Below are 14,931 nucleotides of genomic sequence, written 5' to 3' on the forward strand. Positions count from 1 at the left end.
GCCCCGGGCGCTTTTAATACGAAAGCTTGGGGTACCAGCCGGTTCCGCGTCCGGCGGGTGTCAGGTCCAGGATATTCCACAGCGGCGTAGGGTCGGGTGCGCCGCGCGCATCTTGTCCTGGGTCTTCAGTGCCGCCCAGTTCCGATCCCCAGAAGTGCCGCACCTTGCCATCCTGTTTCATCCACACATCCAGCGCCGGCCATTCATTGCCGTCGGGCGCCAGGCCGCGGTAGTCGCGCGCAAAATCGTCGCCGACGGTGGCATAAAATGTCAGGTTGTTCCAGCCGCGCTCACGGGCGAATGCCAGTTGCCGCGACACCGGCGAACGGCCTATCACGGCGATGGCCACACGCTGCGAGATATCGCGTGAAGGAATGTCGATGGAGCCCAGGAAAGCCGTGCACATGGGGCAGGGGCGCTCGCGCTGCGGGCCGTACATCCAGAAATAGGTGACCAGCGTATCGTGCTCACCGAACATGTCGGCCAGCTTCAGCGTTTTGCCGTTCTCATCCAGGAACTCATAGTCGCGTGCCTCGCCGCCGGCCGGCAGCGCACGCCGCTGGGCGGCCACGCGTTCGATGTGGCGGCGTAGTTCGATTTCTTCCGCCAGTAGCGCGGTGCGCGCCTTGCGGTATGCATCGCTGTCATTGGGATAGGGTTTGCTCGCGGCGGCGGCGAGCTCGGTGGCGGATGTCAGCTGGGTCATTGCGTGCTCCTGTGATCGTAGCCCGGACGGCGTATTTTTCCCAGGAGACTTTTAATTTACATAGTCTCCGCCAGGCTCACTGTGCGATAGACCGCATACTCGCGGCAAACGCCTCAGGGTGCATATTCCGGGCTGTCCGGTACTGTTATTTTGCACTTTATTCTTTGCGGCGGATAAGTTTAATGAAAATGGCAAAATACAGCCGTGCGAGCAATGGCGCCCAACGGAGTCTGCTCATGGACAAAACTACAGGGCATGACATGCATAAACTACCAGTACTTCTGATCCTTGCGACTTCGGCTTTATTGTCTGCCTGTAGCAGCGCGGATTTCTATGCCATGCGTCAGGAAAACGCCCAGGACACGTGCAGAAAGCTGCCGGAGGCCGACCGGGGCGCTTGCCTGGCGCGGAACTCCGCCGATTACGACAGTTATAAAAAACAGCGGGAAGGCCTGCTGGATAGCTCAAAGAAATGAATATCCGTGGAGCATTACATCTCGTTTGAAACACTGATCTTTTCGCAGGGAAAGCCTTCATGAAAAAACATCTTGTTTTCTTCGCTGCTGCTGTGTCTGAATTGCTTTTCATCGGCGCCGCTCTCGCTGATAAAACGGACCTGGGCCGGCACATCGATATCGTCGCAGATACGGTAAAGAAAACGCCCGGCGGCAAGGGGATTAAAGAACGGGTGACGGCTACCGGGCATGCAATGCTGAGCAAAGGCAGCTTCTCGCTAAGTGGCGAGACGATTGTCGTGACGACGTACGACAATGGCCGCGAAGAGGTCAACGTGCTGTCGCTGGCCGGACTGGCGACGATGCGGCAAAAGAAAGAGGGCAGTACCTCCTGGACGGAAGGCGAGGCGCGCGCGATTTATTGTGTGATAGACGGCAAGGCTGCGGTTGCCGAGCTGCGCGAAAACGCCAGAGTCCGCCATCTGAACGGCGGCAAAGTAGAAGATGAGTCATCCGGCGACGGAATACTATATGACATCGTTGCCGAAGAAGTGACGCTGCGCGATCCCGGTCGCACTCTCAGGCGCCCGTCTGTGCGGCTGACGTGGTTGCCCGGGCGCACGTGGCTTGCAGGCAGGATGGTGTAACCGAAGCTCTTGAGGCCATTCCCGGCCTCAGTCTTTTATCCGGCCCATCGTAACTTTCTGCACACCCGCATCTTCGGCATTTGCCGCATCGTATTGCGCCCTGGCCAGCTGGAACTGCGGCAGCTTGCGTACTATCCAGTCCCACACCGGGTTTACCGCAACCAGCAATTCCGTGCCTGTGGGCGTGATTTCATATTCGACGCGCGGCGGCACTTCCATATACATCGTACGTGTCAGCAGGCCATCCCGTTCCAGCTGGCGCACGGTCTTGGTCAGCATTTTCTGGCTGATGCCGGTGACCTCATTCATCAGTTTGGAAAAGCGCAGCCGTCCACGCTCATGCAGCACATGCAAGACCCATAAAGACCAGGTTTCGGATACCCGGGAGATGATTTCCCTGGCCAGCAGGTCTGCATCCGCATCCAAGGCATCGCAGGAACTGTAGTCGATCTGGCCTTTAGTTACCTCGGGGTTACTAGGGATCATTTCAGCGCCTTATTTACATTGGTAACTAATGCACCTATCTTAGCGGCAGGCAAGGTATATGGCAATGCAGCCACCAAAGCAGATAACGGGAACATGGATGACGGCAAGAAAACGGTTTGGAATAGGCAAGATGCTGGCAGCACTGTTTGTGCTGCTGTTTGCGGGTGTCTCCGTGGCGCTGGCGCAAGCCTGGGATGCGCTGGGGCATTCGGCGGAGGGTGCGCGACTGGTCCGTATGCAGGCATCGCCGCAATGGCATGATGGCCGCTTCCACAACCCGCAGCCGCTGGCAAACGATGATTTGTGGAAAATACTGGTAGGCGCCTTTCATAAAAGCGATGATGCAACGCCGAAGCAGCCTGTGCCGGTGGTGCTGGACAAACGCAGCGATTTTGCGGTGCCGCCGGCGTCCGGCCTGCGCGTAACCTGGCTGGGCCATGCGACCACGCTGGTGGAGATAGGCGGCCATGCACTGCTGATAGACCCGATATGGAGCGACCGCGCATCGCCGGTGACCTGGGCCGGGCCCAAGCGCTGGTACGCGCCGCCGCTGGCGCTGGCGGACCTGCCGCCTATCGATGCCGTCTTGATTTCGCACGACCATTACGATCACCTGGACCGCGCCACTATTGTTGCAATGAAGGGTTGGACGAATAAATTCATCGTGCCGCTGGGTGTGGGTGCGCATCTGGCAGGCTGGGGCATTCCCGAAGAACGTATCATCGAGCTGGACTGGTGGGAAAGCAGCAAGCTGCCGGGCCTGGAGATCGTTGCGGTGCCGGCTCGCCATACTTCCGGCCGCTATCTGTTCGACCGCGACAAGACCTTGTGGGCGGGTTTTGCAATGATCGCAGCAAACCAGCGCGTGTACTACAGCGGCGACACCGGCATGACGCCACAGTTTGCCGATATCGGCAACCGGCTGGGGCCTTTCGACCTGAGCCTGATGCAGATCGGCGAATATGACGAGGCCTGGCCGGACTGGCACCTGAACCCGGAGCAGGCGATACAAGCGCAGCAGATGGTGAAAGGCAAGCTGATGCTGCCGGTGCACCACGGCTTGCTGGACCTTGCCTACCACAGCTGGACCGAGCCCATGGACAGGGCGCTGGCGGCGGCAGAAAAGGCGGGCGTACGCATGGTGATACCGCGCCCCGGTGAAAGCATAGAACCGGCCAATGCACCTGATGCCGCGATAGCCGCGCACTGGTGGCCCAGCCTGCCTGCCCGCGCTTCCGCTTCTGGCGACAAAATGGCCGCACAGGCCATGGACGAATCCGTAAAACCATCTGCAAAGGAAACACAATGAAGGTCATCCTGTTTGGCGCCAGCGGCATGGTAGGCCAGGGCGTATTGCGTGAGTGCCTGCTGGACCCGCAAGTGGAAAGCGTATTGTCTGTGGTGCGCAAGCCCACCGGCGCGCAGCACGCCAAGCTCCGTGAACTGGTGCACGACAATTTCTACGATTTCAGGCCGGTGGCCGATCAGATCACCGGCTATGACGCCTGTTTTTTCTGCCTGGGCGTATCGTCCGCTGGCATGAGCGAGCAGGCGTACCACCGGGTGACGTATGAGCTGACAATGGCTGCCGCAACCGTGCTGGCCGGCGGCAGCCCGCCGTTGACGTTCATCTATGTATCCGGCACTGGCACCGACAGCAGTGAAAAAGGCCGCAGTATGTGGGCCAGGGTCAAAGGCAAAACCGAGAACGCGCTGTTGCGCCTGCCGTTCAAGGCGGCGTATATGTTCCGCCCCGGCGCGATCCAGCCTTTGCATGGCATACGCTCCAAGACAAAGCTGTATGACGCGATCTACCGTATCACGGCGCCAATGCTGCCGCTGCTTAAAAAACTGATGCCGAATTCGATTACGACGACGGAGCAGGTGGGGAAGGCGATGATTGTGCTGGCGGCACGTGGCGGATCAAAAACCGTTTTGGAAACGCCGGACATCAACGCGCTGTAAAGACGAGGGCAAGAGCCTGATGCAGAGCGCTGCCCCGTGGAGCGCTCCCGGATTTCGCTGCGCTCCATCCAGGCTACGTACCTGCATTTTTTGCGCCGGGTGACAGGAATCAGAGATCGCCGTTTACCTTATCTGTAGCCCGGATGCAGCGCAGCGAAATCCGGGATGCGTACCCAAAACCTGTGGAGCGCGCCCGGGTTGGGCAACGCTCCACCTGGACTACATGCAGATAACAACTGGATACGTACTCAAACTACTCCTTGATCGTATCCAGCGCATTGCGCAAATCCCTGCGCAGGTCTTCCACATCTTCTATCCCTACCGACAGGCGCACGAAGGAGTCGGTAATACCCAAAGCCGCGCGCTGTTCCGCCGGGATGGTGGCATGCGTCATGATGGCAGGGTGTTCGATCAGGCTTTCCACGCCGCCCAGGCTTTCCGCCAGTGCAAACACTTCGCAGCGTTCCAGGAAGCGCTTTGCGCCGGCCAGGTCGGTGCGCAGTTCCACCGAGATGATACCGCCGAAACCGTCCATCTGGCGCAATGCCAGCTCGTGTTGAGGGTGCGAGGTCAGGCCGGGGTAGTACACGTGCTGCACTTCGGGTTGCTGCTGCAGCCAGGTCGCCAGGTCCAGCGCGCTTTTGCAATGGCGCTCCATGCGGATGTCCAGTGTCTTAACGCCGCGCAGCGCCAGGAAGCTGTCGAAAGGGCCGGCAATTGCGCCGACTGAATTCTGCAGGAAGGCCAGCTGTTCGCGCCATCCGGCCTGGTGCGGTTCGCCGCCGACGATGGCAATGCCGCCAATGATGTCGGAGTGGCCGTTCAGGTACTTGGTCAGCGAATGTACGACGATGTCGAAGCCCAGTTCCAGCGGGCGCTGCACGCGCGGGCTGGCAAAGGTATTGTCGGCCACGGCGATGATGCCGCGCTCGCGGCAAATCTCGGAAATAGCGCGCAGGTCGGCCAGCTTCAGCATCGGGTTGGTCGGCGTTTCCACCCATACCATCTTGGTGTCGGGGCGGATTGCTGCCAGCAGCGCTTTCGGATCGGTCATGTCCACATAGGTGAACTCCAGGCCGGCGCTGCGTTTGCGCACCCTTTCAAACAGGCGGTAGCTGCCGCCGTACATGTCGTCGCCGGCGATGATATGGGCGCCGCTGTCGGCCAGTTCCAGCACGGTGGCAATGGCGGCCAGACCGGAAGCAAAGGCGAAAGCCTGCGCGCCGCTTTCCAGATCGGCAACGCAGCGTTCCAGCGCCCAGCGGGTAGGATTATGCGAGCGGCCATAGTCCAGGCCCTTGTTCACGCCGGGGCTTTCCTGCACATAGGTGGAGGTGGCGTAAATCGGCGGCATGATGGCGCCGGTGGTAGGGTCGGGCGACTGGCCCGCATGAATCACGCGGGTTGCAAAACCTTGCGCATGGGTGTCTTTGGGATTTGTGCTCACGATAAAGTCCTGCGTAAGTGGTTAAGAAGGTCGAAGCGGGTGATCAGTCCGTAAAAATGATCCTTGTCGGCAATGATGGCGACCAGGCCGCGATTCAGCGTTTCTCGCAGCGCCGGCAGGCCGGCCGTGGGCGCCAGGGTTTCTATCTGGCGTGTCATGGTGTCTTGCACGGGGCTATGGAACAGCTTCGCGTCGCCCGAGACTTTCAGCAACAAGTCGGATTCGTCTATGATACCGGCTATCTGGCCTTCTTGTATCACGGGCAGCTGCGATATTTCTGCACTGCGCATGCGGTTGAAGGCCACCATCAGCGTATCGGCAGCGCCTACGCTGATGACGTTGCCGTCGTCAAAGCGGCGGCCGATGATGTCGCGCAGGTCGCCGTAGCTTTCCCGCTTCAGCAGGCCCTGGTCTATCATCCAGTTGTCGTTGTAGACCTTGGACAGGTAGCGGGTTCCGGTGTCGCAGACAAAGGTGACCACGCGTTTCGGCGTAGTCTGTTCCCGGCAGAAACGCAGCGCCGCTGCCAGCAGCGTGCCGGTGGACGAACCCGCCAGGATGCCCTCGGCGCGCAGCAGCTCGCGCGCGGTGCCGAAGCTTTCGGTGTCGTCTATCGTGTACGCATGTTTGACGCCGGTCATGTCGGCAATCGACGGGATAAAATCCTCGCCTATGCCTTCCACCGCCCAGGAGCCGCTGGTGTCGGATATGTGGCCGGTCTTTACATATTCAGTCAGGATCGAGCCCTTGGGATCCGCCAGCACAAATTCCAGCTTGGGCTGTTTCTCGAGAAAGAAGCGCGTCAGCCCCGTCAGCGTGCCTGCCGAGCCCACGCCGCAGACGATGGCGTCCACGTCGTGCCCGGTCTGTTCCCAGATTTCCGGTGCAGTGCTCAATTCATGTGCCAGCGGATTGGCCGGGTTATTGAACTGGTCGGCAAAGAAGGAGTCCGGGATTTCCTTGGTCAGCCGGGCGGCATAGTCCTGGTAATACTCGGGGTGGCCCTTGCCGACGTCGGAACGGGTCAGGTGGATTTCCGCACCCATGGCTTTCAGGTGCAGGATTTTTTCTGTGGACATTTTATCCGGCACCACCAGCACCACGCGGTAGCCCTTGGCGCGGCCGACCAGCGCCAGGCCCAGACCGGTATTGCCGGCAGTGGCCTCGATGATGGTGCCGCCGGGTTTCAGGCGGCCATCGCGTTCGGCTGCTTCTATCATCGATAGGCCGACCCTGTCCTTGATGGAGCCGCCGGGGTTTTGCGATTCCAGTTTCAGGAACAGTTCACACGGACCCGTATCCAGGCGGGTAACCCGGATCAGAGGCGTGTTGCCAATCAGCGCAAGTACTGCGGGATTAGTTTGATTTGTCATGTCAGTGTCCATTTGCAAGGGATACCCTGGATAAGAAGTATGGGCCTTGTTTCATTTAGTTCAAGAGGCGCACATGCTAGCGATGTGGCCGCAGCGGGGGGAAGGAATGTTTTTGCATAAGCTTATGCGTATATGGTCTCCTTGCAGTCTCTTTTCGGCCTTCTTTTTTATTGTTCAATTGCTGCCGTCATCTTACTCCGAAGTGCATCAGGAAGTTTTACATGCGCATCGCGCATGCATGCCGTATGCAAACATGGCTTTAATATATTAGAGTGCGTATTGAGGCGCATACTTGAACACGTACTTAAGTAAGTACTTAAGCTCGTATTTGAGCAAATACTCAGGCATATACCCAAGCGCATATTGAGGGGCGCTGTCTGCCCGCAACGCTTATGCAACAGCCGCATTAAATATTGCGTTAAGGAAATTCTTTTTTGCGTCGAATGAGATTAATATTGGTTTTGCTGTCCGGCCCCCGGTTGCAGGCCCTTTGATGGTGGCATGTGTTGCAAAACACAAAGAAGTATTGCAATTTCCTTGTTAATCACTGATGATGGCAAAAAGATAATTCTCGGTTGCAGCCCATTGGTGCAACCGGGCCAAAGCGGGGAATTCATGACGGACACGAATCAGGAGCAGCGATGCAATCACTGTTTCGTCTAGCCAGAAACATCCTGGTCGCGCGACGCACGACGGCAATTCTGTTGCCGCTGATTGCCGTGATCATTCTCCTTAGCATATTTGCCGCTATCAGCGTGATCGTCATGTCGGTGCTGCGCGCCTATGTCGGTGGAGAAAGCCACTGGTCCAAAGCGCAGAAGGACGCCATCTATGCATTGCAGCGTTTTGCCGCCACAGGCGCCGAGCCGGAATACCAGCGCTTCCTGAAAGAAATTGATGTGCCGCTGGGAGACCGGCGCGCCAGGCTGGAGCTCGATAAGCCGGATCCCGATTACGCCGTGGTGCAGGAGGGCTTCGTGGCAGGCGGTGTCGCCGCCGACGATATCGCCAGCATGTCGTGGATGTACCGCAACTACAAGAACCTGCCGCTGTTCCGCAACGCCATCAGCTACTGGGAGCAGGGCGACTATTACATACTGAAAGTGCATGATATCGGCCTCAGCCTGCGCGAGCTGGAACTGGCCGGCCAGCGCGGCAGCAGCACGGCACTTTCCGCCGTCGCCGAACTGCAATCGATAGACAGCCTGCTGGCGCCCGTGGAAGACGGCTATGCACTGTCGCTCAGCGAGGCGTCGCGGCAGATCAAGAACATGCTGCTGGTTGCGTTGATTGTTGGCGCGCTTCTGCTGCTGTTTGCCTGCACCTGGTATTCGCGGCGCTCGTATGAGCGCAGCCACAGGCTGCAGGCGCAGTTGCGGCAAAGCGAGGAAAGGCTCAGCCTGGGCTTTGCCGGCAGCAATGCAGGCCTGTGGGATTGGGACATCGTCAACGGCCAGGTCTTTTATTCGCCGTGGATCAACCAGCAACTGGGCTATTCAGGGAAGGAAATGTCTTCCGCGCCGTCGGCCTTTGTCGATCTGATCCATCCGGATGACCGGCAGATGGCGCAGGATGCGTTGCGGCGGCATCTGGTGGCCAATACGATGTACGACATCGAATTCCGCGTCAAGACGATGACCGGCGACTATATCTGGTGCAAGTCGCGCGCGCAGGCCATCCGCAGCGAAGAGGGTGTGGCGGTGCGCATGGTCGGTTCGCTGTTCGACGTCACCGACCGCAAGATGGCAGAGGCCAAGGCTTTTGCCGAAAAAGAACTGGCCGAGGTTACCCTGGCCTCGATCGCTGATGCCGTTATCACTACGGATAATCTGGGCCGCATCAGTTATTGCAACAAGATCGCCGAGCAAATGTTGGGCCTGTCGCGAGAGGATATGCTGACGCAGCCTTTCGATGCCGTCTGCAAGATATTCGACGAAAAAAACCATGAGCACGTGCCCGATTTCCTGGAGCAGGTGATGTGGCCGGAAACCGGCACCGAGACCACCAACGACCTCTACCTGCTGGGTGTGGACGGCAGCAATATCCCCATAGACCGGTCGATTGCGCCGATCCGCAACCCGGACGGCAATGTGATCGGCATCGTGATCGTGCTGCACGACGTCAGCGAAGTACGCAGGCATGCGGCCCAGCTGTCCTACCAGGCCACGCATGACGAGCTGACCGGCATCCTGAACCGGCGCGAGTTTGAGCGCAGGCTCAGCGAATTAATCGCGAAGGAGCCGGTGGACGAGGAATACGAAGAGCATGCGGTGATGTATCTGGACCTGGACAGGTTCAAGATCATCAACGATACCAGCGGCCATGCGGCCGGGGACGAACTGATACGCCAGGTCAGCCACATGCTGAAGCACAGGCTGCGGGACGGCGACATGGTAGGGCGGCTGGGCGGCGACGAATTCGGCGTGGTGCTGGCGCATTGCAGCAAGACCGACGCCTGCCGGCTGGCCGAAGTGCTGCGCCAGAGCGTCGCGGACATCCGCTTTGCGTGGGGCGGCCGCGCGTTTGAAATCGGCGTCAGTGTCGGCCTGGTGGTGTTGGCGCCAGGCATGATATCGCTGAAGGAGGTGATGAAGGCCGCCGATGCCGCCTGCTACATGGCCAAGGAAAAAGGCCGCAACCGCATCCACCTGTTCAGCCATGACGATGAAGACCTGTCGGTGCGGCATAATGAAATGGAATGGGTGTCGCGCATCAAGGCCGCGCTGGACCAGGACCGCTTCTGCCTGTATACGCAAAAAATCCAGTCACTGCATGCTGAACACACGGGCGAAGGCGAGCACGTGGAAATACTGCTGCGCATGCTGGACGAAGAGTACAAGATTATCCCGCCGATGGCGTTCATCCCCTCTGCGGAGCGCTTTGACCTGATGCCGCAGATAGATCGCTGGGTCATCCGCAAAAGCTTCAGCGCGCTGGCAACCCTCTGCAAGGACGGCGGTGCCGCTATCGACACCTGGGCCATCAACCTGTCCGGCGCATCGATTGGAGACGACCGCCTGCTGGATTACGTCATCGAGCAGCAGCAGGCATCCGGCATTACCTTCAGTAAAATCTGCTTTGAAATTACCGAGACGGCGGCCATTGCCAACCTGCAGAAGGCCGTCACGCTGATCAACCGCCTGCGCGGCTTGGGTTGCCGTTTTGCGCTGGACGATTTCGGCGTCGGCATGTCTTCGTTCAGCTATCTGAAACACCTGCCGGTCGATTACCTGAAAATAGACGGTAGCTTCATCAAGGAAATCGTCAATAGCCCGACCGACAGGGCGATGGTCGAATCCATCAACCAGATTGGTCACGTGATGGGCAAGCAGACCATCGCCGAGTTCGTCGAAGACGACGCCATCATCGCCTGCCTGAAACAGATAGGCATCGACTATGCGCAGGGCTACGGCATAGGGCGGCCGCAGCCCTTGCCGCCGCAGGCCTTTGCCAGCAAGCACGTGGAGAGAATGGAAGCGCTGCTGTCCGGCACCCGCAAGATTGCCTAGCTGTTGCGGCCCGGCCGGGGTGAGGCATTTTATTTGATGGGTTTGCCGTATTTCGCGGTATATTTGCATTGGCCGGTGTCCGGCTTTTTTTATTTCAGATAAACGCAACAAGTAATCACAATGGCAATTACCCCCGGTCGTAAACAGACGAGAAGTGTCAGCATGGGTGACAGGAATATCATCACCCATGGCTTGCATACGCAGTTCTGGCAGGATATCTATTACTACGCAATGACTTCCAGCTGGCCGGCATTTTTCGGCGCTATTGCCGTAGTGTTTATTTCGCTCAACGTCCTGTTCGCCTGGATTTACATGATGGGCGACAACCCCATCGGCAACCAGTCGCCCAAAGGTTTCCTGGGAGCGTTCTTCTTCAGCGTGGAGACAGTAGCAACCGTCGGCTACGGCGATATGCATCCACAAACGATCTATGGCCATGTCGTGTCGGCGATAGAAATCTTCATGGGCATGGCCAGTATTGCGCTGATCACCGGCGTCATGTTTGCGCGGTTTTCCCGGCCCCGGTCCCACATTGTATTTGCGCACCACCCGATTACGCATCATCGCGACGGCAAGCAGGTGCTGATGATACGCATGGCCAATGCGCGGCTGAACGTCATCAGTGAGGCGTCCGCCAAACTGCGTCTGCTGCGCGACCAGGATGGGCAGGATGCCAGCGTGTTCCGCAAGCTATATGACCTGAAGCTGGAGCGCGAACAGCACCCTGTCTTTGTGCTTGGATGGACGGTCATGCACGTCATTGATGAAACCAGCCCCTTGTTCGGCCTGGATCTGGAGACGCTGGCCAAGGACAATGCCGGCCTGATTTTAAGCGTGGAAGGCTCGGATGAGACCACCAGCCAGACGCTGCGCGCGCGCAGTTTCTACAGCCACAAATCGATACGCTGGAACCACCGCTACATCAATATTTTCAGCATGGACGAGCAGGAAAACCAGCACATCGATTATTCCCGCTTCCATGATACCGAGGCGATCGCGCCGGCAGCGTTGCAAGAAACCGCCCGCAGTTAAGCGGCCAGGGATTTTTCCATGAATACGCTCAACGGATCGTCGGCGTAGCCGCCAAAAGGGGCGCGCGTTTGATAACCGCAACGCGCATACAGGATCAGGGCCTCATGATGCAGCGGCCCTGTTTCCAGTTGCAGCAGGCGGCAGCCTGCCTTCGACGCGTGGAATTCCAGCATCGCGAGCAGCTTACTGGCGATGCCCAGGCCTCGCTGATTCGGCTGTACATACATTCGCTTCAACTCTCCCACGGCACCGCCTAGTACCACGGCGCCGCAGCCGATAGCGCCGCCGGCCGCATTGCGCGCCACGGCAAACAGTAGTTGTCCCTGCTCCACACCGGACAGATCCAGCGAATACACACTTTCCGCAGGATACAGGCTGTGCTGGTAGGCATCCAGATCGGCGATCAGCGCCATCACTTCAGCCTGATTCGGCGTTTCCAGTGCAATGCTGATGTCGTTCGCTTTACTCATGGCGTTCATGCCGCTCATGCTGATTGTGCTCCCAATGCACGAACATAGAGCGATGTCGCGCACAGGCCACCGTCCGGCCACAGCGCGTAGTCGGGAATGCGGCCGCAAAATACCCAGCCCAGCCTTTCATACAGGCGTTCCGCGCCGCTGCCGGTAGCGGTATCGAGCACCAAGGTGGTTTTCCCCGCCGCCAGCGCGTGCTGTTCCAGTTCTTTCATCAATGCTTCTCCCATCCCTTGCTTGCGGGCGCGGCGGTGGACCAGCAGTTTGGACACATCGGCGCGGTGCGGCTGATTTTCCGGCTGGCCCAGCACCAGTTGCACGGTGCCGGCGATGCTGCCTGTGCTGTCGCGGGCCACCAGCAGCAGGCGTTTTCCTGCTGCAACGCCATCGGCCACGTCCTGCCAGAAAGCCCCGGCTTTTGCAGGAGAAAGAGGGTGCATGAAGCTGACGGAGGCACCACCGGCCACGCAATCGGTCAGCACGTCTATCAGTGCTTCCCGGTCGGCATCGCTGATAGCCTCCAGCTTTTGTATCTGCACAACATGCTCCACGATGATCTCCTTATGCCTGGCAGCGCCGCTGCCTTAAAAATCGCTGTTGATGACGACTACATACCGCGCGGCCTTGCCGGTAGTGTTCTGATACTGTACGGCCTGGTCTTCCCGCATCGCCAGGCAGTCTCCCTCATGCAGGCTGCATTGTTGCCCGCCGATGGTGATTTCCATGCTTCCCTCCAGCATCCATATCTGCTGCTGGATATCGGTGTCGCGGGTGCCGGCTTCATAGGCCACGCTGGCCCCCGGCGGGAAGACGACTTCAACGATCTGTATCGGCGAGCGGAAGTGCGGAGGGGAGACATTTCGCCGCAGGTAGCCGGACTGCGGGTCCTTCCATTCCAGCTGTTCGCTGCGCCTTGCCAACGGGCTGGCATCTTCACGCGGGTCTTCAAATAGCGATGCCAGCGTCACACCCAGGCCCTTGGCCAGTTTTTCCAGCACCACGGCGGTCGGGCTGCTTTCGCCGCGCTCTATCAGCGAGATCATCGAACGGCTGACATTGCAGCGCGTCGCCAGCGCTTCCAGCGACATCTCGCGTTCGGCGCGCAGGCCGGCGACGCGGCGGGCGATGCGCAGATTGATGTCGGACGAGGGTTTTTCTGTAATTTCTTTCATAGTGGATTTATTATCCAGTTTACTGGATATTGTTGTCAATACCCTTATTCGTTACTTGCAAAATGTGTGGAAACAGCCTGGCCGCAGGCTTAAGAGGATTGCCAACGCAGCGCGAATAATCGCTACAATGTCAGCAAAACCAGCTAACCAGACACGGAGTATTTGATGCTGACAGAAGCGCAAAAAGAACACTATGCAAAAGACGGCTACCTTGTGCTGCCGGGTTTCAAGAGTCCAGCCGACATTGCCGCTTTGAGGGAGCGCGCGGCGCAGATCGTGGAGGCGTTCGACCCGGCGGAGAGCGTGTCTATCTTCACCACGCAAGAGCAGGAAAAAACAACCGACGACTATTTTCTCGGTTCCGCCGACAAGGTACGCTGCTTTTTCGAAGAAGAAGCCTTCGGCGCCGATGGCGCGCTGCGCCAGGACAAGTCGCTGTCCATCAACAAGATAGGCCATGCGCTGCATGACATCGATCCGGTGTTCATGGCCTTTTCGCGCGATGACAAACTGGCGGAAGTCGCCGAAGACATCGGTCTGGTCGAAGCGCAGGTATGGCAATCCATGTACATCTTCAAGCAGCCCGGCATCGGCGGCGAAGTGCGCTGGCACCAGGATGCCACCTATTTCGACAGCACGCCGATCAGTGTCACGACCTTCTGGTTTGCGCTGGAAGACGCGACATTGGAAAACGGTTGCCTGTGGGTGGAGCCGGGCGGCCACCGCGGCCCCTTGCGTGAGCGCTTCATCCGCGAAGGCGATGCTGTCAGGGTAGAGAAACTGGATGCCATGCCATGGCCGGACGACAGCACCGCCATACCGGTGGAAGTGGCCGCCGGCAGCCTGGTATGTTTCCACGGCCTGCTGCCGCACTACAGCGCGCCCAACCGTTCACCGGTGTCGCGCCATGCCTATACACTGCATGCGACTGACGGCCGCACCGCGTATTCCGCCGGCAACTGGATACAGCGCGGCAAAGACCTGCCGGTGCGCGGCTTTCGTTAGATTCTTGCGTGGCTCGGCTATAATCCCGCCATTCACGGCCGTGGCCGCATACAAAGAGGGATACAACATGCAGATCGCACAACTGGGCTCCTTGACGAAAGACGAAGAACTGGATGACTGGCTGATCAGCGCTCCGGTCGCCATTCCTTATCTGGGTGGGCTGGAACTGGAATTCGTGCTGGAAGGCGTGGAAGGCGATGCGCATCCGGAAGAGTTTGCCGCCGCCGTATCCCATTTCCTGGCCAAGGCCAAGGAAGAGCAGGCGCAGGCCGCGCCGCATATCCTGGAAGCTTTCAATGCAGCAGCGGCAGCTGCCGTGCCGGAAAAGCTTTCCTGCGTCATTGGCAGTGCCGCTGAAGCCTGGCAGCATGTGCGCCCGGAAGAAGTGCGCGTTTGCCGCCGCCAGCAGGGCGACCGCAAGGTGTATGTGCAGGTCGTGGCCGATTGCGACTGGGACCATGAGCACGGGTTGCAACTGGTGTTCCGCGAAGGCAGGGAACTGTCCCGCGTCAGCTCCTTTGACGACCACCTGACCTATGCCGATGCCTTTGGCTTGCCGGATGACATGGACCAGATCAGTGGCTGATATTTTGTAAAGTAGGCGACGGTTCCAGCCCGCCGTTTCTCTGTTTCTGCCGCACAAAAAAAAGCCCCTGCAGCC

15 protein-coding genes are annotated in these 14,931 nt (G+C 58.8%); 8 read left to right on the forward strand and 7 right to left on the reverse strand.

Annotated elements, in window-relative coordinates; all coding sequences use genetic code 11:
* Positions 1-13 precede the first annotated feature (13 nt).
* Positions 14-706 carry a DUF899 family protein gene (locus ACO0LO_RS05310; RefSeq protein ID WP_422963160.1) on the reverse strand — a complete coding sequence of 231 codons (693 nt, stop codon included), beginning with the start codon at positions 704-706 and terminating at the stop codon, positions 14-16.
* A gap of 182 nt (positions 707-888) precedes the next feature.
* Here ACO0LO_RS05310 and ACO0LO_RS05315 point away from each other — a divergent pair, with 182 nt between their 5' ends.
* Positions 889-1,182: a hypothetical protein gene (locus ACO0LO_RS05315; RefSeq protein WP_422963161.1), complete on the forward strand. Its 294-nt coding sequence runs from the start codon at positions 889-891 to the stop codon at positions 1,180-1,182.
* 59 nt (positions 1,183-1,241) lie between these two features.
* Positions 1,242-1,808: an LptA/OstA family protein gene (locus ACO0LO_RS05320; protein ID WP_422963162.1), complete on the forward strand. Its 567-nt coding sequence runs from the start codon at positions 1,242-1,244 to the stop codon at positions 1,806-1,808.
* A 27-nt stretch (positions 1,809-1,835) separates the two neighbouring features.
* Here ACO0LO_RS05320 and ACO0LO_RS05325 read toward each other — a convergent pair whose 3' ends face one another.
* Positions 1,836-2,294, reverse strand: a complete 459-nt coding sequence (locus ACO0LO_RS05325; RefSeq protein WP_422963163.1) for a winged helix-turn-helix transcriptional regulator — start codon at positions 2,292-2,294, stop codon at positions 1,836-1,838.
* Between the two features lie 97 nt (positions 2,295-2,391).
* Here ACO0LO_RS05325 and ACO0LO_RS05330 point away from each other — a divergent pair, with 97 nt between their 5' ends.
* Together ACO0LO_RS05330 and ACO0LO_RS05335 are read left to right on the forward strand one after the other, a co-directional pair.
* Positions 2,392-3,603: an MBL fold metallo-hydrolase gene (locus ACO0LO_RS05330; RefSeq protein ID WP_422963164.1), complete on the forward strand. Its 1,212-nt coding sequence runs from the start codon at positions 2,392-2,394 to the stop codon at positions 3,601-3,603.
* The gene (locus tag ACO0LO_RS05335; RefSeq protein ID WP_422963165.1) at positions 3,600-4,259 is read left to right on the forward strand and encodes an epimerase; all 660 of its coding nucleotides are present in this window, start codon (positions 3,600-3,602) and stop codon (positions 4,257-4,259) included. Before ACO0LO_RS05330 ends, ACO0LO_RS05335 begins: the two co-directional genes overlap by 4 nt.
* A 253-nt stretch (positions 4,260-4,512) precedes the next feature.
* Here ACO0LO_RS05335 and ACO0LO_RS05340 read toward each other — a convergent pair whose 3' ends face one another.
* Both ACO0LO_RS05340 and ACO0LO_RS05345 read right to left on the reverse strand, forming a co-directional pair.
* Complete coding sequence (locus ACO0LO_RS05340) at positions 4,513-5,706, reverse strand: trans-sulfuration enzyme family protein (RefSeq protein WP_422963166.1); 1,194 nt, start codon at positions 5,704-5,706, stop codon at positions 4,513-4,515.
* Positions 5,703-7,079 (reverse strand): pyridoxal-phosphate dependent enzyme, encoded by a 1,377-nt coding sequence (locus ACO0LO_RS05345; RefSeq protein ID WP_422963167.1) that lies wholly within the window; start codon positions 7,077-7,079, stop codon positions 5,703-5,705. Before ACO0LO_RS05345 ends, ACO0LO_RS05340 begins: the two co-directional genes overlap by 4 nt.
* A 641-nt stretch (positions 7,080-7,720) precedes the next feature.
* Between ACO0LO_RS05345 and ACO0LO_RS05350 the strand changes: the two genes are divergently transcribed.
* Entirely contained in the window at positions 7,721-10,588 is a 2,868-nt protein-coding gene (locus ACO0LO_RS05350; RefSeq protein ID WP_422963168.1) for an EAL domain-containing protein, read from the forward strand.
* Positions 10,589-10,750: 162 nt separating this feature from the next.
* Complete coding sequence (locus ACO0LO_RS05355; RefSeq protein WP_422963169.1) at positions 10,751-11,620, forward strand: ion channel; 870 nt, start codon at positions 10,751-10,753, stop codon at positions 11,618-11,620.
* On the opposite strand, the gene ACO0LO_RS05360 is transcribed toward ACO0LO_RS05355, so the two are convergent.
* From ACO0LO_RS05360 to ACO0LO_RS05370, 3 genes are read right to left on the reverse strand one after another with little or no spacing between them, the layout of a single operon-like run.
* Positions 11,617-12,099: a GNAT family N-acetyltransferase gene (locus ACO0LO_RS05360; RefSeq protein ID WP_422963170.1), complete on the reverse strand. Its 483-nt coding sequence runs from the start codon at positions 12,097-12,099 to the stop codon at positions 11,617-11,619. The two genes, ACO0LO_RS05355 and ACO0LO_RS05360, sit on opposite strands and share 4 nt — an antisense overlap.
* Before the next feature lie 5 nt (positions 12,100-12,104).
* The gene (locus tag ACO0LO_RS05365; protein ID WP_422963171.1) at positions 12,105-12,644 is read right to left on the reverse strand and encodes a GNAT family N-acetyltransferase; all 540 of its coding nucleotides are present in this window, start codon (positions 12,642-12,644) and stop codon (positions 12,105-12,107) included.
* 33 nt (positions 12,645-12,677) lie between these two features.
* Positions 12,678-13,265 carry a helix-turn-helix domain-containing protein gene (locus tag ACO0LO_RS05370; protein WP_422963172.1) on the reverse strand — a complete coding sequence of 196 codons (588 nt, stop codon included), beginning with the start codon at positions 13,263-13,265 and terminating at the stop codon, positions 12,678-12,680.
* Positions 13,266-13,430: 165 nt separating this feature from the next.
* On the opposite strand from ACO0LO_RS05370, the gene ACO0LO_RS05375 reads away from it, so the two are divergent.
* Together ACO0LO_RS05375 and ACO0LO_RS05380 are read left to right on the forward strand one after the other, a co-directional pair.
* Complete coding sequence (locus ACO0LO_RS05375; protein WP_422963173.1) at positions 13,431-14,270, forward strand: phytanoyl-CoA dioxygenase family protein; 840 nt, start codon at positions 13,431-13,433, stop codon at positions 14,268-14,270.
* 67 nt (positions 14,271-14,337) lie between these two features.
* A complete protein-coding gene (locus ACO0LO_RS05380; protein ID WP_422963174.1) occupies positions 14,338-14,856 on the forward strand; it encodes a DUF6985 domain-containing protein in 519 nt (172 codons plus the stop codon).
* Positions 14,857-14,931: the final 75 nt, after the last annotated feature.

The sequence above is a fragment of the Undibacterium sp. TJN25 genome (genome assembly GCF_049339885.1).
Taxonomy (GTDB): Bacteria; Pseudomonadota; Gammaproteobacteria; order Burkholderiales; family Burkholderiaceae_D; genus Undibacterium.

Coding starts and splice junctions, on each gene's coding strand:
- ACO0LO_RS05310 (WP_422963160.1), bottom strand. CDS start 706: ATGACCCAGCTGACATCCGCCACCGAGCTCGCCGCCGCCGCGAGCAAA.
- ACO0LO_RS05315 (WP_422963161.1), top strand. CDS start 889: ATGAAAATGGCAAAATACAGCCGTGCGAGCAATGGCGCCCAACGGAGT.
- ACO0LO_RS05320 (WP_422963162.1), top strand. CDS start 1,242: ATGAAAAAACATCTTGTTTTCTTCGCTGCTGCTGTGTCTGAATTGCTT.
- ACO0LO_RS05325 (WP_422963163.1), bottom strand. CDS start 2,294: ATGATCCCTAGTAACCCCGAGGTAACTAAAGGCCAGATCGACTACAGT.
- ACO0LO_RS05330 (WP_422963164.1), top strand. CDS start 2,392: ATGACGGCAAGAAAACGGTTTGGAATAGGCAAGATGCTGGCAGCACTG.
- ACO0LO_RS05335 (WP_422963165.1), top strand. CDS start 3,600: ATGAAGGTCATCCTGTTTGGCGCCAGCGGCATGGTAGGCCAGGGCGTA.
- ACO0LO_RS05345 (WP_422963167.1), bottom strand. CDS start 7,079: ATGACAAATCAAACTAATCCCGCAGTACTTGCGCTGATTGGCAACACG.
- ACO0LO_RS05350 (WP_422963168.1), top strand. CDS start 7,721: ATGCAATCACTGTTTCGTCTAGCCAGAAACATCCTGGTCGCGCGACGC.
- ACO0LO_RS05355 (WP_422963169.1), top strand. CDS start 10,751: ATGGGTGACAGGAATATCATCACCCATGGCTTGCATACGCAGTTCTGG.
- ACO0LO_RS05360 (WP_422963170.1), bottom strand. CDS start 12,099: ATGAACGCCATGAGTAAAGCGAACGACATCAGCATTGCACTGGAAACG.
- ACO0LO_RS05370 (WP_422963172.1), bottom strand. CDS start 13,265: ATGAAAGAAATTACAGAAAAACCCTCGTCCGACATCAATCTGCGCATC.
- ACO0LO_RS05375 (WP_422963173.1), top strand. CDS start 13,431: ATGCTGACAGAAGCGCAAAAAGAACACTATGCAAAAGACGGCTACCTT.
- ACO0LO_RS05380 (WP_422963174.1), top strand. CDS start 14,338: ATGCAGATCGCACAACTGGGCTCCTTGACGAAAGACGAAGAACTGGAT.